Annotated in this window: 18 protein-coding genes; 10 read left to right on the top strand and 8 right to left on the bottom strand. The window is 69.8% G+C overall.

The features are described from left to right. Nucleotides 1-6: 6 nt before the first annotated feature. A complete protein-coding gene (locus tag EV379_RS00405) occupies nucleotides 7-1,506 on the top strand; it encodes a CoA-acylating methylmalonate-semialdehyde dehydrogenase (protein WP_130504416.1) in 1,500 nt (499 codons plus the stop codon). 235 nt (nucleotides 1,507-1,741) lie between these two features. Beyond that, nucleotides 1,742-4,093 carry an arylsulfatase gene (locus tag EV379_RS00410; protein WP_130504417.1) on the top strand — a complete coding sequence of 784 codons (2,352 nt, stop codon included), beginning with the start codon at nucleotides 1,742-1,744 and terminating at the stop codon, nucleotides 4,091-4,093. Between the two features lie 108 nt (nucleotides 4,094-4,201). Here the strand turns inward: EV379_RS00410 and EV379_RS00415 are convergent, their stop codons facing one another. The 4 genes from EV379_RS00415 to EV379_RS00430 form a co-directional block, all read right to left on the bottom strand. After that, nucleotides 4,202-5,185 carry an NAD(P)-dependent alcohol dehydrogenase gene (locus tag EV379_RS00415; RefSeq protein WP_130504418.1) on the bottom strand — a complete coding sequence of 328 codons (984 nt, stop codon included), beginning with the start codon at nucleotides 5,183-5,185 and terminating at the stop codon, nucleotides 4,202-4,204. A gap of 11 nt (nucleotides 5,186-5,196) precedes the next feature. Further along, nucleotides 5,197-5,418 (bottom strand): helix-turn-helix transcriptional regulator, encoded by a 222-nt coding sequence (locus EV379_RS00420; protein ID WP_130504419.1) that lies wholly within the window; start codon nucleotides 5,416-5,418, stop codon nucleotides 5,197-5,199. Next, nucleotides 5,412-5,846, bottom strand: coding sequence for a hypothetical protein (locus EV379_RS00425; protein WP_130504420.1), 435 nt, complete (start codon nucleotides 5,844-5,846; stop codon nucleotides 5,412-5,414). Before EV379_RS00425 ends, EV379_RS00420 begins: the two co-directional genes overlap by 7 nt. A 191-nt stretch (nucleotides 5,847-6,037) precedes the next feature. Next, on the bottom strand, nucleotides 6,038-6,511 hold the full coding sequence (locus tag EV379_RS00430; RefSeq protein ID WP_130504421.1) for a hypothetical protein: 474 nt from the start codon (nucleotides 6,509-6,511) through the stop codon (nucleotides 6,038-6,040). Nucleotides 6,512-6,723: 212 nt separating this feature from the next. On the opposite strand from EV379_RS00430, the gene EV379_RS00435 reads away from it, so the two are divergent. Together EV379_RS00435 and EV379_RS00440 are read left to right on the top strand one after the other, a co-directional pair. Then, a complete protein-coding gene (locus EV379_RS00435) occupies nucleotides 6,724-7,980 on the top strand; it encodes a sensor histidine kinase (RefSeq protein ID WP_130504422.1) in 1,257 nt (418 codons plus the stop codon). Further along, on the top strand, nucleotides 7,977-8,603 hold the full coding sequence (locus EV379_RS00440) for a response regulator transcription factor (protein ID WP_130504423.1): 627 nt from the start codon (nucleotides 7,977-7,979) through the stop codon (nucleotides 8,601-8,603). The genes EV379_RS00435 and EV379_RS00440 overlap by 4 nt, the downstream gene beginning before the upstream one ends. A gap of 25 nt (nucleotides 8,604-8,628) precedes the next feature. On the opposite strand, the gene EV379_RS00445 is transcribed toward EV379_RS00440, so the two are convergent. Beyond that, on the bottom strand, nucleotides 8,629-9,246 hold the full coding sequence (locus EV379_RS00445; protein WP_130504424.1) for a GNAT family N-acetyltransferase: 618 nt from the start codon (nucleotides 9,244-9,246) through the stop codon (nucleotides 8,629-8,631). A gap of 72 nt (nucleotides 9,247-9,318) precedes the next feature. Between EV379_RS00445 and EV379_RS00450 the strand changes: the two genes are divergently transcribed. After that, the gene (locus EV379_RS00450) at nucleotides 9,319-9,921 is read left to right on the top strand and encodes a GNAT family N-acetyltransferase (RefSeq protein ID WP_207226164.1); all 603 of its coding nucleotides are present in this window, start codon (nucleotides 9,319-9,321) and stop codon (nucleotides 9,919-9,921) included. A 201-nt stretch (nucleotides 9,922-10,122) separates the two neighbouring features. On the opposite strand, the gene EV379_RS00455 is transcribed toward EV379_RS00450, so the two are convergent. The 3 genes from EV379_RS00455 to EV379_RS00465 form a co-directional block, all read right to left on the bottom strand. After that, nucleotides 10,123-11,688: a deoxyguanosinetriphosphate triphosphohydrolase family protein gene (locus EV379_RS00455; protein WP_130504425.1), complete on the bottom strand. Its 1,566-nt coding sequence runs from the start codon at nucleotides 11,686-11,688 to the stop codon at nucleotides 10,123-10,125. 217 nt (nucleotides 11,689-11,905) lie between these two features. Beyond that, nucleotides 11,906-12,688: an enoyl-CoA hydratase/isomerase family protein gene (locus EV379_RS00460; protein ID WP_130504426.1), complete on the bottom strand. Its 783-nt coding sequence runs from the start codon at nucleotides 12,686-12,688 to the stop codon at nucleotides 11,906-11,908. A gap of 204 nt (nucleotides 12,689-12,892) precedes the next feature. Then, the gene (locus tag EV379_RS00465) at nucleotides 12,893-13,804 is read right to left on the bottom strand and encodes a LysR family transcriptional regulator (RefSeq protein ID WP_130504427.1); all 912 of its coding nucleotides are present in this window, start codon (nucleotides 13,802-13,804) and stop codon (nucleotides 12,893-12,895) included. A 129-nt stretch (nucleotides 13,805-13,933) separates the two neighbouring features. Between EV379_RS00465 and EV379_RS17455 the strand changes: the two genes are divergently transcribed. The 5 genes from EV379_RS17455 (at nucleotide 13,934) to EV379_RS17460 (ending at nucleotide 19,265) form a co-directional block, all read left to right on the top strand. Then, on the top strand, nucleotides 13,934-14,056 hold the full coding sequence (locus EV379_RS17455) for a hypothetical protein (RefSeq protein ID WP_278044011.1): 123 nt from the start codon (nucleotides 13,934-13,936) through the stop codon (nucleotides 14,054-14,056). 191 nt (nucleotides 14,057-14,247) lie between these two features. Beyond that, nucleotides 14,248-14,991, top strand: a complete 744-nt coding sequence (locus tag EV379_RS00470; protein WP_130504428.1) for a Type 1 glutamine amidotransferase-like domain-containing protein — start codon at nucleotides 14,248-14,250, stop codon at nucleotides 14,989-14,991. Further along, nucleotides 14,988-16,343, top strand: a complete 1,356-nt coding sequence (locus tag EV379_RS00475; protein WP_130504429.1) for an anaerobic C4-dicarboxylate transporter family protein — start codon at nucleotides 14,988-14,990, stop codon at nucleotides 16,341-16,343. Before EV379_RS00470 ends, EV379_RS00475 begins: the two co-directional genes overlap by 4 nt. A 119-nt stretch (nucleotides 16,344-16,462) precedes the next feature. Next, nucleotides 16,463-17,017, top strand: a complete 555-nt coding sequence (gene pyrE / locus EV379_RS00480) for an orotate phosphoribosyltransferase (RefSeq protein ID WP_130504430.1) — start codon at nucleotides 16,463-16,465, stop codon at nucleotides 17,015-17,017. Further along, nucleotides 17,010-19,265 carry a septum formation family protein gene (locus tag EV379_RS17460; protein WP_130504431.1) on the top strand — a complete coding sequence of 752 codons (2,256 nt, stop codon included), beginning with the start codon at nucleotides 17,010-17,012 and terminating at the stop codon, nucleotides 19,263-19,265. The genes pyrE and EV379_RS17460 overlap by 8 nt, the downstream gene beginning before the upstream one ends. Nucleotides 19,266-19,282 lie beyond the last annotated feature (17 nt).

A 19,282-nucleotide genomic window follows, 5' to 3' on the forward strand; every position in this document is an offset into this window, starting at 1 on the left:
CAACTCATGACCGACCTCCCAACACTCGACCACTGGATCAATGGCGCTCCGGCATCCGGGGCCTCGACCCGCACCGCGCCCGTCTTCGACCCCGCCCGCGGCGTCGCGCAGAAGAACGTGCGCATGGCCAGCGCCGCCGACCTCGGCACGGCCGTCGCGGCCGCCCGCGCGGCGTTCCCCGGCTGGCGTGACACCTCGATCGCCAAGCGGCAGAGCGTGCTGTTCACCTTCCGCGAGCTGCTCAACAAGCGCTCGGGCGAGCTGGCCGCGATCCTCACCAGCGAACACGGCAAGGTGCTCTCGGATGCCGGCGGCGAGATCGCCCGCGGCCTCGAGGTCGTCGAGTTCGCCTGCAGCATGCCGACGCTGATCAAGGGGGAGTACTCCGAGAACGTCTCGACCGGCATCGACGTCTACTCGCTCAAGCAGCCGCTCGGCGTCGTCGGCATCATCAGCCCGTTCAACTTCCCCGCCATGGTGCCGCTGTGGTTCTTCCCGCTGGCGATCGCGGCCGGCAACACGGTCGTGCTGAAGCCGTCGGAGAAGGACCCGTCGGCGGCGAACTGGATGGCTGAGCTCATGAAGGAGGCCGGGCTGCCCGACGGCGTGCTCAACGTCGTGCACGGCGACAAGGAGGCCGTCGATGCCCTGCTCACGCATCCGGATGTCGCCTCGATCTCCTTCGTCGGATCGACCCCGATCGCCCGCTACATCTACGAGACCGCGAGCGCCAACGGCAAGCGGGTGCAGGCGCTCGGCGGCGCGAAGAACCACATGCTCGTGCTGCCGGATGCCGACCTCGACCTGGCCGCTGACGCCGCGGTCAACGCGGGCTTCGGCTCGGCCGGTGAGCGCTGCATGGCGATCAGCGTCGTGCTCGCCGTCGACGCCGTCGCCGACGCCCTGATCGAGAAGATCACCGAGCGCATGGCGACGCTGAAGACCGGCGACGGCCGCCGCGGCTGCGACATGGGCCCCCTCATCACGGGCGTGCACCGCGACAAGGTCTCCGGCTACATCGACGTCGCGGCGGCCGATGGGGCCACCGTCGTCGTCGACGGCCGTGGGGTCACCCCGGACGGTGACGCGAACGGCTTCTGGCTCGGCCCGACGCTGCTCGACAAGGTGCCGCTCAGCTCGGCCGCGTACACGGACGAGATCTTCGGGCCGGTGCTCTCCATCGTGCGGGTCGAGGGCTACGAGCAGGGCCTCGACATCATCAACTCGAGCCAGTACGGCAACGGCACGGCGATCTTCACGAACGACGGCGGCGCGGCCCGCCGCTTCCAGAACGAGGTGAGCGTCGGCATGATCGGCATCAACGTGCCGATCCCGGTGCCCGTCGCGTACCACTCCTTCGGCGGGTGGAAGGACTCGCTCTTCGGCGACTCCAAGGCGTACGGCCCGGCCGGCATCGCCTTCTTCACCCGCGAGAAGGCCGTGACCTCGCGCTGGCTCGACCCGAGCCACGGTGGCCTGAACCTCGGCTTCCCGCAGCACGACTGAGAGTCTGCCCTCCGAGCTTGCGCGCCAGAAACCGCGTTTCGCCGTAGAAACAACTACCGCGAAACGCGGTTTCTGGCGCGTAGCCCCGGTGCGGGACGGGCGGATGCCGCAGACCGACGGGAGTGGTCTCGACTTCGCTGTCGGGCAATGCCAGACTCGAAGAGGGGTCGACCACGTGTCGGGGGATGTCGCACCGTGGCGGCAACGGTACGGGCGCCCCCGAGGGGGAGCCGCAATGACAGCCGACGACAACCGCACAGCCGCATCGGTGAAGGCGAAAGCGCCGCTCCCGGCGGCGCCGATTCTCCCCTTCCCGCCGAAACCAAGCGGCAGCGTCGCAGGCATCACCATGCAGCAGTCGACGTACTCACCGCTGCCGCATCGGCAGTCGCTGCCCGATGATGCGCCGAACATTCTGATCGTCTTGATCGATGACGCCGGTCCTGGCCTTCCATCGGCGTTCGGCGGCGAAGTGAACACCCCGACCCTGGAACGCGTGCACGGCGCCGGCATCGGATTCAATCGCTTTCACACCACAGCGATGTGCTCACCGACTCGGGCGTCGCTGCTCACCGGCCGCAACCATCACCGTGTCGGCGCAGGTCAGATCGCCGAGTTCGCCAATGACTGGGATGGTTACTCCGGCCTCATTCCCCGCGACGCCGCGACCCTGCCGGAGATTCTGAAGCACTACGGCTACGCCACCAGCGCCTTCGGCAAGTGGCACAACACCCCGACCACCGAGACCTCGGCGGCCGGGCCATACGACAACTGGCCGACCGGCCTCGGATTCGAGTACTTCTACGGATTCCTCGCGGGGGAAGCCTCGCAGTACGAGCCCAACCTCGTACGCAACACCACGAGCGTTCTGCCCCCGAGGAGCGCGGAAGAGGGCTATCACCTCTCTGAGGACCTCGCCGATGACGCCATCTCGTGGCTGCGCCGCCACAAGACGCTTCGTCAGGACTCGCCCTTCATGATGTATTGGGCCAGCGGGGCCATCCACGGCCCACACCACGTGCCGAAGGAGTGGGCGGACAAGTACGCAGGCAAGTTCGACGACGGCTGGGATGCCTATCGCGAACGCGTGCACGCACGGGCGATCGAGAAGGGCTGGATCCCCGAGGGCACCGTGCTCACCGAGCGCGACGAGGCGCTCGATGCGTGGGACGCCATCCCCGAGGATGAGAAGCCGTTCCAGCGTCGCCTGATGGAGGTGGCAGCAGGCTTCGCCGAGCATGTCGATCACCAGGTCGGGCGACTGCTCGACGAGGTGGACGCCCTGGGTTTCGGTGACAACACGCTCGTGCTCTACATCTGGGGTGACAACGGTTCATCGGCCGAGGGCCAGGGCGGCACCATCAGCGAGCTGCTGGCGCAGAACGGCATCCCGTCGACGGCGAGGCAGCACATCGATGTGCTCGACCAGCTCGGCGGGCTCGACGTGCTCGGTAGCCCAGCCACCGACAACATGTACCACGCGGCGTGGGCCTGGGCTGGCTCGACCCCCTACAAGGGAATGAAGCTGCTCGCCTCGCATCTGGGCGGAACGCGCAACCCGATGGCGATCAGCTGGCCGGCGCGCATCGCCCCAGACGACCGGGTGCGGAGCCAGTTCCACCACTGCAATGACGTGATGCCGACCATTCTCGAGATCGTCGGGATCACCGCGCCGCAGATCGTGAACGGCGTCACCCAGAAGGCCATCGACGGCACGAGCTTCGCCTATGCGATCGATGATCCGGATGCCGACGGTCAACTGCGCACCCAGTACTTCGAGATCATGGGCAGCCGCTCGATCTACAACGACGGCTGGATGGCCAGTGCCCGCGGTCCTCGGCTGCCCTGGGTGCCGGGGCTGCCGCCGGGAATCCAGACGTGGACACCGGAGGAAGACGTCTGGGAGCTCTACGACCTCGAGAATGACTGGTCGCAGTCGCGAGATCTGGCGAGCGAGCACCCCGAGCGGCTCAAGCAACTCCAGGACCTCTTCTTGGTGGAGTCGACGAAGAACGACGCGCTCCCCATTGGCGGCGGCCTCTGGGTGATGGTGCTGCATCCGGAAGACCGGCCGCAGCCGCATTACACGGAGTGGGAGATGTTTGACAGCACACTCCGCGTGCCGGAAAGCGCGGCGCCGACACTGGGCAACCGCTCCAACGTCGTGACGATCGAGGCGACGTTGCCCGAGCGCGCATCCGGAGTGCTCTACAAGCTTGGCGGCGGTGCTGGCGGGCTGACGCTCTTCATGGACGAGGGTGTGTTGCGCTTCGAGTACAACCTCTTCATGATGAACCGCACCAAGATCGCATCCGAGGTGGCGCTCGCCGCCGGCCCTGCGCGCATCACGGTGACGACGGTGCGGCACAGTGCTGCGCCAGACTCCGGCCTGGACATCGAGCTCCGCGTCGACGGCGAGGTCGTCGGGTTCGGCGTCGTGCCGTTGCTGGCCGGTATCGGCTTCACCGCCAACGACGGCCTCGACATCGGCCGTGCCCTGGGTTCGCCGGTGTCATTGGACTACCGTGATCGCGCCCCGTTCCCGTTCACCGGCAGCCTGGAACGCGTGCACATCGCCTACTCCTGACGCTGCGCGCGCCGCCTGTGCGCCGCATCCGTCATCGAACTCGAAGAATCGGCCGCCTTCTCGCTGGAGATCGCGCCGATTCTTCGAGTTGGGCACGGGCGTGTAGCGTCAGGCGACCGTGACGACGACCTTGCCGGCCGGGTGGTCGTCGCGCCAGTGGCGGATCGCCGCCGGAGCCTCCGCCAGCGGGTAGCGGGACTCGACAACGGGCGCCAGCGTGCCGGCGTCGACGAGCTCCGTGATCGAGTGCAGCAGCCCCGCGTTCTCGCCAGCCGCCAGCATCCGCAGGTTCTGCCCGACGAACGGCGACTTCAGTGAGGCACCGATCGGGCGCCCCATGCCGCCGAAGACCGGGGCATCGACCTCCGACCCCACGATCACGAGGGTGCCGTGCGGCGTGAGCGCCTTGCGCAGCTCGGCGACGGAGCGGTGCCCTGCGGTGTCGATGATCACGTCGAAGAGGCGGATGCCGGTCGTGAACGACTCGCGCGTGTAGTCGATCACGTGGTCGGCGCCGAGCGACCGCACGAGCTCGAGCTTGCCGGTGCTGGTCACGCCCGTCACGCTCGCGCCGAGTTCCTTCGCGATCTGCACGGCGAAGGCCCCGACGCCGCCGGCCGCCCCGATCACGAGCACGCTCTGGCCGGCCTTGACGGCGCCGCTGTCGCGTACGGCCTGGACCGCGGTTCCCGCCGAGATCGGCAGGGCCGCCGCCTGCTCGAAGCTCAGCGAGGCTGGCTTCGGCGCGATCCGGTCAGCCCTGGCGCAGACGAATTCCGCGAAGGAGCCCTCGCAGTATCCGTAGACCTCGTCGCCGACCGTGAAGCCGTGCGCCCGCTTGCCTGGCGCGCCGATCGCCTCGACCACGCCTGCGAACTCGCGGCCCTTGATCTTCGTCTTGGGCCGGCGCAGGCCGAATCCCATGACGCGGGCCAGGTAGGGGAGGCCCGTCATCAGGTGCCAGACGCCGGCATCGATGCCGGCCGCCTTCACCCGGATGAGGACCTCCCCGGCGCCCGGTGTCGGCGTCTCGATGTCAGCCAGCCGCAGCGCATCGACGTCGCCGTACTCGTCCTGGATGATTGCTCGCATGATCCTGCTCCCTACGGTTGCTGCGGGTACTGGAAGACCGCGTCGAGCGGCACCCCCAGCGCGTTGGCGATCTGGAACGCCATCTCGAGCGATGGCGAGTAGCGCCCCTGCTCGATCGCGATCACGGTCTGCCGGGTGACGCCGATGCGGTCGGCGAGCTCGGCCTGGGTCATCTCGCCGCGCTCGAAGCGCAGGCGGCGGATGTCGTTGGTGACCTGCGTCGGCTTCACCATGACTGGAACCCCCGGCGGTAGGCGATGACACGGGCCGTGCAGCTGAGGATCGCCGAGAGCACGAAGCACAGGTAGAGCACGTTCGCGATCCAGAAGTAGCCGAGCTCGAACATGGCCAGCAGCATCGCGGCCACGCCGCCGACCACGAGGAACGACTGGCCGATGCGCTCGCTGAACTGGTAGATCTCGCGGTCGCGCTGATCCTTCTTGCCCTCGCTGCCCGGGGTGAAGATGCCCCAGATGATGCGCAACACGATCGACGCGACGATCGCGCCGCCGATCGTCCACAGCATGGCCGGAACGTAGTCGACCTCGGCCAGGGGCGCGGCCGACGTGCTGGCAGCGCCGAGGATGATGACGAGATAGACGAGGTAGCCGCCGATTGCGACGACGCCCATCACCCACGCACTCTTCTCTTCGGATGACATGACCACTCCGTCCATGTAAAGAACTCTCGACACCGAATGTATGCCTTTCCAGACATCGTGTCAAGAGTTCTTTACATGCCGATGGCGGCGCCTGCGGCATCCGGATACAAGGACACAGTGCGATTGCAAGGACGTTCCGGCCGGAAGCGTCCTTGCAATCGCACTGTGTCCTTACGCGGCGCGGGCGGGCCCTAGCGGCTGAGGGTGATGCCGACCGTGGCGAGTGTGCCGAACACGACGCCCCAGATGGTGATCGCGATGACCTGCCAGAGGATCACGGCGTTCTTGGATGCGCCGAAGGAGACCATGGCTGCCGAGGTGAACTGGCTCGGCAGGATGACCGGCCCGACCAGGCTCACGCCGGCGACGCCGTACTTGTCGAACCACGACCGCACCTTCTGGCGGCGGGCCGACTCCTCCGTGGGTGCCTTGCCGTTGACCACTCCGGAACGCACGCGGTGTGCGGTGAACACGAAGATCAGCATCGCAATGACGTTGCCGACGATCGCCGCGGCGATCGCGACCACCGGGTTGAGGCCGGCGACAACGCCGACCACCGAGCCGAAGTAGGAATCGATGAAGGGGATGGCTGCGACGAGCATCACACCGACCCACTGGAGGTACGTGGGGAAGGAGGCGGTGAAGTCCTGCAGCGTTTCAATCATTCGAGGTGCCTTTCGTGGCGGTGGTGGTGGTGGTGGTGGGGTGAAGCGATGTGTCCATCCTCCAAGCGCCGCCGGGACCGAGGTAGTGCCGCGCTGTCACCGCGTTCGTGGCGTTTCTGCACGCGAGATCGTGACAAATGTCACTGCTCTACGCTGGACGGCATGCAGCTTTTCGACCCCACTCCATCGTCGTATCGCCGGGCGCGAGCCTGATGCCTGCGGCACGTCGGGCCCCTCACGGCGCTGAGCCGGTACGCCCCGAGATCGAGAACGAGATTGCCGAGCAGCCCGACCACGGGCGCGGGGTGCACGCCACCTGGACGTACACGCTCGGGTCGATCGTGTTCGTGGTGCTCGCGCTCGCCAGTGTTCTCGTGCTGATGGCCGTCTCGGAGTTCAACGAATCGCCGACGCTGGCGGCCGGCGCGGTGCTCGTGGCACTTCTCGCCTCCACCGCGGTGCAGTTGCGGTACTGCTGGTTCCTGCGGCGGGGGCGTGGCGGCGGGCTGCCGCGCACCGCGTGGACGGTGGCATTGCTCGCCTCGGCGAGCGCCGTCTGGGTGCTCGGCCTCTTCGCGCCCGGCCTCGGACTCGTCTCCGCCTTCCCGCTGTGGATGGCGCTCTGCCTCATGGCCTGCCTGCTGCCCAAGCGGCAGCGTCGGCTGGTGCTCGCCGCCGGTCTCGCCGCGGTGGCGGTGCACCCGGCGCTGACCGTCGCTCTCGGCGGCGCGCCGGCCGTGTTTCCGGGCGGCGACGGCCCCTGGCTGCTGATTTGCTACGGCGTGCTGTTCCCGGTGATGCTGCTGAGCGGCCTCTGGTGGTGGGAGATCGTCGTCGAGCTCGACCACAACCGGCGCGCGGCAGCCGAGCTGGCCGTCGCACGCGAGCGTCTGCGCTTCGCCTCGGATCTGCACGACATCCAGGGCCACCACCTGCAGGTGATCGCGCTCAAGTCCGAGCTGGCCGAGCGGTTGCTCGACATCGACGTCGACGCGGCCAGGGCGAACATCCACGAGACCCGGCTCATCGCGAAGCAGGCGTTGGAGGAGACCCGGTTGCTCGTGGCCGGATACCGCGAGGTCGCGCTCGACGAGGAGCTGGAGAACGCCCGCGAGGTGCTCGCGGCTGCCGGAGCCGACTGCGAACTCGACGTCGACGTGCTCCCCGCGAACGCCGAGCTGCACCGCGCGCTCGCCCTGACGGTGCGGGAGGCGACGACCAACATCCTCCGGCACAGCACTGCGACCCGTGCGGCCATCCGGCTGCGCGTCACCCCCGGCGGGTGCTCGCTGTCGATCAGCAACAACGGTGTGTCCGATGCGGGCGCTGCCGACGATTCGCCCGGATCAGGCCTGGCCGGCCTGCGCGAACGTGTCGCCGTTCTCGACGGGCAGTTGGATGCCGCGGCCTCCGGCGACAGCTTCGAGCTCCGTGTGGACGTTCCGGCGCGCGTGGGAGCGACGGCATGAGTGCGCAGACGGAGCCGCGCGTCATCCGGTTGCTCATCGCCGACGACGAACACCTGATCCGCGGAGCCCTCGAGGCGCTGCTCGGGCTGGAACCGGACATCGAGGTGGTGGCCAGCGCCGACAACGGCGTGACCGCCGCCGAACTCGCCCTCGAGACCCGGCCGGACATCTGCCTGCTCGACCTCGAGATGCCCGGCGCCGATGGGCTCGAGGCGGCCACGCGCATCTTGGCGACGGTGGCGACGCGGGTCATTATCGTCACGCGCCACGCCAGGCCCGGTGTGCTGCGGCGCGCGCTCGCGACCCGTGTCTCCGGTTTCGTGCCCAAGTCGACGCCGGCGCAGGAGCTCGCGAACGTGATCAGGGATGTCGCGGCAGGCAAACGCTACATCGACCACGAGATCGCTGCCGCAGCGCTCACGGCCGAGCGCTGCCCGCTCACCGACCGCGAGCTGGACGTGCTGCGCGTCAGCCGCAGCGCCGTTGGCGTGCAGCAGATCGCCGACCAGCTGCACCTGGCATCCGGCACGGTGCGCAACTACCTCTCCTCGGCGATGACCAAGCTCGACGCCGCATCGCGACACGATGCCGCCGAGCGGGCCTGGCAGCAGGGGTGGATCTGAGCCGGCCCGGATTCCCGGCGGTCGCTTACAAGGACGAAGTGCAGTTGCAAGGACCGTTTCGCGCGAGGCGCCCGTGCAATCGCACTATGTCCTTGTTTGCCCAGTCGTGCAGGAGCCGCTGGAACAGCAGGTGGTCCTGCCACTCGCCGGCGATCTTGAGGTAGCGCGGGGCGAGACCGAACTGCTCGAAGCCGGCGTTCAGCAGCACCCGCTGCGATGCGGCGTTGTGCAGCAGCGTCCCGGCCTCGACGCGGTGCAGCCCCAGCTCGTCAGTGGCGACCGCGACCGCGTGCCGCACTGCAGCGGTCGCGATTCCGCGGCCGGTGTGTGCGGCATCCACCCAGTAGCCGATGCTCGCGCTCTGGAATGCGCCGCGCACGATGCCGGAGAGGTTGACGCGGGCGATGACCTCACCGTCCATCGTGACCACGAACGGGTGGGCGTTGCCAGACGCGTGCTGGTTGAGCTGGCTGTAGATGACGGACTGCTGCCCGGCCGGCGTGAAGTAGTCGTCGGCGCGCGTCGGCTCCCACGGCGCCAGGTGCACGCGGTTGCGCCAGTACGCGTCGGCGAGCGCGGTGGCATCGTCGACACGCAGCAGGCGGATCACGGCTCCGGCGGGCAGTCTCGCGGATGTCGGCATCGAACGATGCTAGCGCCCGGTAGGCGCCGCGGTGGATCGTCGCGGGCTCTGCTTCGCTCTAGGCTCGACACCATGCCTGAAGAGCTGTCTGCCGAGATCCCCGTGACGATCAGCATCGAGCCGCCGTTCTCTTCCGCTGCGCGCGCGGTGACGATGCGCTACTTCGATGACCTTGTGAGCCGGTACCACGGGCGTCCGGCCACGGCCGAGGAGATCGCCGACGTCGATGCCGGGTACCCGAGCGAGCTGCTGCAGGAGCCGAACGGGCTGTTGCTGCTTGCGCGTCGTGGCGAGACGGTTCTCGGATGCGCCGGCATGCGCCTCGTCACGGAGCCTGGCGGCACGATCGACACCGCGTGCGAGGGCGCCGCCCGGGGCGAGGGTGCGGCAGAGCCGACCGCGGATGCCGCAGCAGCCACCTCGGTGCCGAAGCGGGTCGGCGAGGTGACGCGGGTGTTCGTCGACGGCTCCGCTCGGGGGCTGGGGGTCGCACGGCTGCTCATGGCCGAACTGGAGGTGCAGGCACGCTCGCTCGGTCTGGCCGCGCTCCGCCTCGACACGCGCTCCGACCTCGTCGAGGCCCGCCGGCTCTACGCGGCCGTCGGCTTCGCCGAGGTGGACGCGCACAATGCCGACCCGTACGCGGAGCACTGGTTCCGCAAGGAGCTCGACTGAGACAGCGCGACGCGCAGCGTCGCGAAAGGCGGCAGCCCACCATGAGGCAACTTCGGGAACAGCGACCGATGCTGGTGCAGTCCGACGCTCGTGCGAGGGTTTCGACAAGCTCAACCAGCGGGTGTCGCACCGGAACCGCGCGGTTTCGACAGGCTCAACCAACGGGGTGCCGTCGATTGAGCCTGTCGAGATCGGCCGAAGCTACAGGCTGCGGCCGGACTCCCAGAGGTTGTCCGAGGTGCCGCTGATGAGCGCGGCGACCGACATGGCCTGGGCATCGGTGAACGAGGCGATGTAGTCGACGACGGCGCGGGAGCGGCCGAAGCGGGCGATGTCGCGGTCGCTCGTGCCCGCGCCGACGGCGGCGAAGTACTCGGGGGCGTTCGCGCGCAGCTCGCGGTACTCTGCGGTTGCGGCCTCGATCGAGTCGATGAGTCTGCGTGGGGCGCGGGCCGCGTCATCCGCGTCATTCAGCCAGAGGTGGAAGCCGTCGGCGAGCGTCTCGAGCACGCGGGCCTGGCCGCGCTGGTAGACGGCGAGGTCGCTGCGGTCGAGCACGAAGCGGGTGTGCACGAACTTGAGCACGACGACGTCGTGCCAGGCGTCGCTGCCGAGGCGCACGTGGCCGCTGCGCACATTGGGCGTGCGCTCCACCCGGATCGAGCCCTTGAGGCGGTCGATCCAGCGGCGGGTGAAGGCCGAGACGGCGCGGTCTGCCTCGAGTCCGCCGTCGTAGGGAATCGTCAGCAGCCCCTCGACGAGGTCGTGCGTGACCCGCACGACCGAGGCGCGGAAGGCCTCGGCGTTGGCGATCCAGGAATCCTTGGCGTAGGTGTGCCGCCAGGCCGCCTCGAGCGCATAGCCGGGGCGGCGCAGCGCGACGCCGGCCATGAGCTCGCCGGGCTCGAGCGCGGCGAGCGCGCTCTGCGCCTGCAGCCAGCCGTTCAGCTCGGCCGAGACCGCCGTGAACTGCAGCACGCCCGCGCGGTAGAAGTCGTCGAGGTCGTGCACCGAGTACGCGATGTCGTCGGCGATGTCCATCACCGAGCATTCGAGCGTCTGCTGGTGCGTGCCGATCGCGGGGAAGGCCGAGAGCACGTCAGCCATCTCGAGCGCGTCGATCGAGTAGGCCGAGAACTTGAGAGCCCCGGATGCCGAGTCGGAGCCGACCCCGCGCGGCAGCCGCTCCGCTGGCTGCGGCGGCAGGGAGCGCCACTCGTTGCGGGTCCACGGGTACTTGAGCACGGCGGCGCGCACGGCCTTGGTCAGATTGAGGCCGCGCGCCGTGGCGTCGCAGCTGTCGAGCGCGGTCAGGATGCGGAAGGTCTGCGCGTTGCCCTCGAAGCCGTCCGGCAGGCCGAGCCTGTTGCGGGCGGCGCGGTCGAGCACCTGCTCGCCGAGGTGGCCGAACGGCGGGTGGCCGAGGTCGTGTGCGGCGGCGGCGGCCTGCACGACGACGGGGTCGCAGCCGCCGAGGTCGGCGACGATCTGGCGGGCGGCCTCCGGGGCATCGCGGAAGCCGACGGCGATCGAGCGGGCGACGGCCGAGACCTTGAGCGAGTGGGTGAGTCGGTTGTGCACCGTGGTGCCGGAGCCGGCCTGCGGGATCACCTGCGTGACGGCGGAGAGCCGCGAGAAGTACGGCGAGAAGCGGATGCGCTCGACGTCGACGCGGAACTCGTCCTCGCCCGCCGCGCCGCCCGTCGTGGGCTCTGGGATGGCGCGCTCGCGCCCGCCGCCGGTGTGAGATCGAGCAAAGTTCTGCATGGTGCGCTCAGCCTACCCGCGGGCTACCGCACCGCGCTCGGCTCCGCCGGGTGCAGTTCCGCCGGGTTCACATCCGCCGGTCCGCGCGGTGCTGCGTGCGCTCGGCCAGTGTTTCGGGTGGCGCGCCGCCGCCGCTGCCCGGCGTGGCCGCCGGATCTCCGGCCGCGCGTACGCGGGCGCCCACGCGAGCAGTGCGGGCCGGCGGATGCCGCGGCGCTCAGCGCGAGGCGGTGCGCGCCGAGAAGGCGGCGACGCGGGCGCGCGCCTCTGCGCTGTCGAAGGCGGCGCCGATGCTGACGGCCTCGTCGTCGAGGGAGTCCTGGAACGAGCGCGTGCGCCCGGCGTGGACGAGGCGCTTCGCCTGCCCGTAAGCGGCGGATGCACCCTGCAGCCAGTGTGCGGCGATCGCGGTGGCGCGGTCGGCGACGGCATCCGGGGCGGCAAGCTCGGTGACGAGGCCCCAGTCGAGCGCCTCCGCGGCGGAGAGCGTGCGTGGGGTCAGCAATAGCTCGAGTGCGCGCCTGCTGCCGACGGCCTCCGGCAGCAGCGTGCTCACGCCGCAGTCGGGGGTGAGCGCGATATCGGCGTACTTGCTGGCGAAGCTCGCCGTCTCCGCGGCGACGATCACGTCGGCGACGAGCATGAAACCGAGCCCGCCGCCCGCGACGGGCCCGTGCACCGCGGCGACGATCGGGGTCGCGCTGCCCCGCAGCAGTCGGTGGCCGTCGTGGATCACATCGGCCAGCTCCCGCACCGCAGCGCCCGCGCTGAGCTCGGCGGAGCCGAGCGCCGCCATGGCGAGGACGTCGCCGCCGGCACAGAAGGCGCGGCCGCGGGCATCGAAGAGCACGGCGCGGATGTCGGCGCGCTCCGCGACCTCGGTGGCGATCTCGCGCCAGCGGTACGCGGCATCCGCATCGATGGCGTTGAGGCGCTCCGGGCGGTTGAGGGTGACGTGGGCGAGCCCGTCGCTCACCGTGAAGAGGATGCTGTCGCTCATGGCTGCAGTCTACGGATCCGCCCCGCCCGCACGAGCTCGACTTCGCCCGAACGGCCATTGGCCGCGCGAGATGCCACAGATGGCCCCTTCACGCGTGCTCAAGGGGCCATCTGTGGCAACTCGCCGCCGTCCGCACGCCGACAGCGGTGTCGTGCGCCGCCCGGCGGCCCGGCCGGAGACGGGCGGCCGGAGCCGGGCGGGTGGCTACTGGGCGGCGTCGTGCGCGGCCTGCACCTGTGCGGCCTGAGCCTGCAGCGCGGCGAGCACGGTGCGCACGGCGAGGCGCTCGGCGACATCCGGCCGCATCAGCGCCACCACCTGGCGCGTGGATTCCACCCCGCGCAGCGGCTTGAGCACGACACCGTCGCGCCCGCTCGAGGTGTAGCGGGGCACGAGGGCGATGCCGAGGCCGGCCGTGATGAACGCCTCGACGACGCGCATGTCGGAGAAGCGCTGCGTGACCGTGGCCCGGCGGCCGGTCTGCTGCTCGATCTCGTGCAGGATGCGTTCGAAGGGGAAGCCGGTCGGAACGCCGATCCACTCCTCGCCGACGACGTCCGCCGGCGCGAGGAAGCTGCGGCCGGCGAGGCGGTGCCCGATCGGCAGCCCGACGTCGAGCGGTTCGGTCATGAGCGGGATGACGCGCAGCCCGCGCCCGCCCCAACTCTGTTGGCCGGGCATGGCGTGGGCCAGCACGATGTCGTGGTCAGCCGTGAGCGCGGGGAAGTCGGCCTGCTCGGGGTCGAGGTCGGTGCAGCGCAGCACGAGTCCGGCCGGAAGCGCGGCGAGGGTGCCAGGCAACAGCATCTGCCCGGCCGTTGGAAAGGTGACGAGGCTCACCTCACCGCTGGGGTGGTTGCGGAACTCGTCCCAGAGCGCGCCGGCCCTGGCCAGGGCGACGGCGACATCGCCGGCGCTGCGGGCCAGCGCGATGCCGGCGCTGGTCAGGCTGAGCCCGCGGCCGGAGCGTTCGGTGAGCGGAACGCCGACCTCGCGTTCGAGCTTCTTGAGCTGCTGTGACACGGCGGACGGTGTGCGATGCGTTGCAGCCGCGACCGCGGTGACGCTGCCGCGCTCGGCGAGCTCGCGCAGCAGGTCGAGGCGACGCACATCCATGAAGCAAATCTACAGCCTCAGTGCAGAAACACTCGCTTGTTCTGCACGATTACTCGGGGTGTACTTGAGGTACAGCAACCACGCAACGGCGCGCGCGTTCACCTCAATCCCGTGCCGAAAGGTCTCACCATGTTCGTTCTCATCGCAGCGCTCGTCGCCACCGCAGTTCTGGCCGCCATCGGCAGCATCGTGCTCGTCTCCCGCGACGGCTACGGCCGCGTCGCCGAGCGCAAGCATGTTCGTATGTACTGAGCCGCATCTACTGAGCCGCATCTACTGAGCCGCATCTACTGAGCCCGACGCGTGCGCCAGCCTCGACACGCGCGGCGCAGCGGCATGGCGCGCCGTGATGCAGGGAAAATCCTTGCCCGAGGCGCTCAGCCGCCGCTAGCGTGAGCCGGAGGGGTTCACACGTTGTGGCCCGGCGCGAGCAAGGGGGATCCATGGCGCATGTAGTGGCAACGGGTGCGGGCAAGGCCATGATGGAGCGGCGGAACGATCCGACGCACGAGTACATTCTGCGGCTCACCGGCAAGGAGCGGCCGCGGGTGCTGTTCGTGGGAACGGCGACCGGCGACGACCCCGCCTACATCCTGAGCTTCTACCAGACGTACAATTCCGACCGCTGCGCCCCGCACCACCTGCCGCTGTTCCACCGGCCGATGGACGACCTGGCCGGCTTCGTGCGCGGATTCGACGTCATCCACGTCGGCGGCGGCAACACCGCCAACATGCTCGACGTCTGGAAGCGCCAGGGCCTCGACGTGATCATGCGCGAGATGTGGGAAGACTCGGAGTCCAACGTCGTGTTCACCGGCGGAAGCGCCGGAGGCATCTGCTGGTTCGAAGGCGGAACCACCGACAGCTTCGGTCCGACGCTGCAGGTGCTGCCAGAGGGCCTCGGCTTCCTCCGGGGCAGCTTCTGCCCGCACTATGACGCAGAGGACCAGCGCCAGCCCCTCTTCCACGCCTCGCTGCTCTCCGGGGAACTCGCGACCGGTTACGCGGTGGGCAACCTCCAGTCGCTGCACTTCACCGGCGCAGAGTTCATCACCGCGATCAGCCCGGCCGAGGGCGGGCTCGCCCTCAGGGTCGAGGCGATCGACGGCAAGATCGTCGAGACCGAGCTCCCGGTGACGGTGCTCGGTTCCGCCGACGACGTGTACCCGACTGGGCCTTCCGCATGAACGACAGCGTCGTCATCCTTGTCCTCCAGCTGCTGGTCGTTATCGGTGCCATCTACATGGGCACCCGCACGAGCGGGATCGGCTTGGGCGTCTGGGGCCTCGTCGGCGTTGCCGTGCTGCTGTTCGGCTTCCAGACCGCCCCGGGCAACGCGCCCGTCGACGCGGTGTTCATCGTGCTCACCGTCATCACCGCGGCATCCGTCATGCAGGCGGCTGGCGGCATCGACTGGATGGTCTCGATCGCCGCGAAGGTGATCAAGCAACGCCCCAAGAGCGTGGTCTTCCTGGCCCCGGCGATGTCATTCCTGTTCACGGTCGGTGCGGGTACCGGCAACATCTTCTACCCCCTGCTGCCCGTGATCTACGACGTCTCGTACCAGCAGAAGATCCGCCCGGAGCGCTCGCTCTCGGTCGCGGCCGTCGCCTCGCAGGTCGGTATCCTCTGCAGCCCGGTGTCCGCGGCCACCGCCTCGATGGTCGTGCTGCTCGCGCCGAGCGGCTTCGACCTCGGCATGCTGCTGCTCATCATGTGGCCGGCGTCCATCGCCGGACTGTTCGTGGCCTGCCTGGTGATGGTGCGCTGGGGCAAGAACCTTGAGGACGACCCCGAGTTCCAGCGCCGCCTCGCCGCCCACGCGATCAAGCCGCCGGAGGAGAAGGACGTCGAGGTGAAGCTGCCGAAGACCGCCGTGCTCTCGGCGTCCCTGTTCCTGATCGGCGTCGGCATCATCGTGCTCACCGGACTCTTCGAGGGCCTGCGGCCGATCATCGGAACGGATGTCGACGGCGACCCCGTCCGCGTCTCCGTCACGATCATCATCGAGGTCGTCATGGGTGTCATCGCAGCGCTGATCTTCCTCACCTGCAAGGTCAAGGCCGCGGATGTGCCCAAGCAGTCGACCTTCCCGGCCGGTATGGTCGGCGCCTTCGCGCTCTTCGGAATCGCGTGGCTCGCCAACACCTTCGTCGCCAACAACAACACGCTGATCGTCGACGGTCTCGGCGCCGTGGTCTCCGGCTCGTCTGCCTTCCTCGGAGCTCTGCTGTTCGCACTCGCGCTCGCCGCGGTCGCGATGCTCACGACGAGCCAGTCGAGCGCAACGAACGCCATCGTGCCGATCGGCCTCGCCATCGGGCTGCCGGCCCCGTTGATCGCCGGACTCTGGCCATCCGCGATGGGCATGTACATCCTGCCGGCGAACGGCAGCCAGGTGGCGACCGTCGCATTCGACCAGACCGGAACGACGAAGATGGGCAAGTTCGTCTTCGACCACTCGTTCCAGATCCCGAACCTCATCTACATGCTGGTCGCGATCGCCGTCGGTGTCGCCATGTCGTTCGTCGTCAGCTGACCGAAGCGCGAAACGCGAGGTGCGCGAGCCGGCGGCTCGTGCCGTGCTCCTGCTGGAGTCCTCAGGACTCCAGCAGGAGCCTTTCACGCCGCTCCGACTCGTCCGCGTAGAATCGGGGGGTGACTGACGTGCGTGCGCAACTTATCGACTACATCTCGGCCGAGGCCGTCTTCCACGGTGACTTCACCCTGACCAGCGGCAAGAAGGCGACGTACTACGTCGACCTGCGCAAGGTCAGCCTCGACCACCGTGTCGCGCCGCTGATCGGCCAGGTCATGCTCGACCTCATCGCCGAGATCCCGGATGTCGCCGCCGTCGGTGGCATGACCATGGGCGCCGACCCCATTGCCGCAGCCGTGCTGCACCAGGGCGCGGCCCGCGGGGCGGCGTACGACGCGTTCGTCGTGCGCAAGGAACCCAAGGACCACGGCCGTGGCCGCCAGGTCGAGGGGCCCGACCTCGAGGGCAAGCGCGTGATCGTGCTTGAGGACACGTCGACGACGGGCGGCTCGCCGCTGGCCGCCATCGAGGCGCTCAAGAAGGTCGGTGCGATCATTGCAGGCGTCGCCGTGGTCGTCGACCGCAACACCGGTGCCCGCGAAGTGATCGAGGCCGCAGGCTACCCCTACTTCTACGCCATCGGCCTCGACGATCTGGGTCTCGCGGGTGCCTGAGCAGGGCGACAAGGCGACACCGGGTGATGCCGAAACGCCGGATCCCGCCTTCGGCAGCGCCGAGTGGCTGCTCGCCCAGCTGAGCGGCGGGCGCACGCCTGCCGCTGCCCCGCGCAGTCCGCTGCTGCCGCCCCCTGCTGACGCCTCGGAGCCGGCAGAGCCGGCGTCGACTGAGCCGGCGAGCGAGACCGTCGCTGAGCCCGCCACCGCGCCGGTCGCCGAGCCCGTTGGTCAGGCCGAGACCGCAGTGCTCCCCGTGGTGCCGCCCGCTCCCGTCGAGCGTGCGGAAACCACGCCCATCACGACTCCGCGGTCCGCGCCACTCGCTGCACCGGTGTCGCCCGCGCCACCTGCCCCCGCTGTACCCACTGCGCCGGCGGCATCCGAGCCTGCCGGCGAGTTCTCGGCCCCGCGCTCGGCACAGCCCGACTTCTTTGAGCTGGCCCCGCCGATGTTCAAGGCGCCGCCAGCCCCGCTGCCCGCAACCCCGGCCACTCCGGCGGCTCCCGTGCCTCCGGTGTCCGCGGAGCCTGCAGCACCCCAGGAGCCCGTGGCTCCGGTCGCCGCTCCGGCCCCGATCGAGCCCGGCCCGGTCGCGAACCCGGTATCCGCATCGGTTCCGCCCGAGTTCGACCCGGCGAGCCCCGACTACGACCAGTCGTTCACCGCCGCGATCATCATCCCCGGTGACGAGCCGGAAGCGTATCTCGAGGACGAGGACGAGTCCGAGACCCCGAGCGGGCCCGTGTTCCAGTGGGGGCTCGTCCCCGACGGCGATGCCGCGGAGGATGCCGCACCGCCGGCAGCGGAAGCAGCGCAGGCCGAGCCTGCTGGCCCCGAGACCGCAGCTGTCGAGTCTGACGCGGTGCAGGCCGCCGTGACCGCCGCCGCCCCGATTGTGGCCGCACCGATCGTGGCTGCTCCGGCCGCCGCCGCTCCGAGCGAGGCCGCGGAGCCTCCGGTGCCTGCCAGCGCCGAGACCGCCGCACCGATCGTGCCGGCGTTCTTCGCCCGCGCCATCGGGGAGCCTGTCGTCGATGACGCCTCGGCGGACGACGACATCGTCGCCCCTGCCGTTTCCGCAGCGCCAACCGCTGACACTGCCCCCGAGCCCGAGCCCGAGCCCGAGCCCGAGCCCGAGCCCGCCGCGGACGTCGAGCAGGAATCCACCTCGGACGACGACCTGGCGGACTGGTTCGCGGCGAGCCTCGCCGCTGCCGCGGCTCCGAGCGTTCCTGCGCCTGCCACCAGTGAGGTGCCTGAGCCCCCCGTCGAGCCTGCGACGGAGACGCTCGCCGCGCTCAGCGCCGAATCGGTGGAAGCCGACGCCGTCATCGATGCCGCTGCCGCGCCCACCGTCGCCGTGCCTACCGCGGAGCCCACCGATCTCATCGGCGCCCAGGAGGCACTGCCGCCGACGCTGATCGTGCCGCCGGTGCCGGACGTCGCCCCGCTTCCGATCCCCGGCGTCACCGCTCCGCGCCCGTCCCAGGCCCCCAGCTACGGTGCCGGCGCGGCGTTCACGCCGGTCTTCGCGGCCTCGACGAACGGCCAGCAGCCTCAGCAGCCGGCGCAGCCACGCGGCGTGGGCGCTCCGGCATCCGGAACCGGCTTCGGTCAGGGCTCGGGTGGCTCGGGATCTGGCCAGCGCCGCGGTTCGGGTGGCGGCAAGCCGCCGCGCGCTCTGATCATCACGCTTCTCGCCGTGCTCGCCGTCGCGGTGCTCGTCGGACTCTTCGTGCTCGGCACGAAGCTTCCTGCCCTGCTCGGAGCGGCACCCGCCCCGGTGGCCAGCGCCACGCCGAGCGCCGAGCCGACGACGGAGGCGCCCGTGGCACCGCCGGCGCCGACCGCAATGCAGCCGGCTGGCGAGCACGAGTGGGACACCCTGTTCGGCGGCGAGTGCATCGACCCGTTCAGCTCGCCGTGGGCCGAGACGTTCACGGTCGTCGACTGCGCGGCGCCACACGCAGCCCAGCTCGTCTATCGCGGCAACCTCGGCGGTGACGCCACCACGGCGTTCCCCGGTGAAGAGGCGCTCGCCGGCCAGATCAACGCCCTCTGCGGCACCCCGGGAATCGTCGACCTCGCGGCCGCGGCCGCGTTCGGTCAGCTGCAGCTGCAGGGCAGCTTCCCGGTGACGGCAGAGCAGTGGGATGCCGGGCAGCGCAACTACTACTGTTTCGTCACCCAGGTCTCGGCCGAGCCCATCACGGGCAGCGTCGCCGGTCCCGGCCCGGCCGTCTGATCCGCGCGGGCGTCGGC

The sequence above is a fragment of the Microterricola gilva genome (assembly GCF_004217495.1).
Classification (GTDB): domain Bacteria; phylum Actinomycetota; class Actinomycetes; order Actinomycetales; family Microbacteriaceae; genus Microterricola; species Microterricola gilva.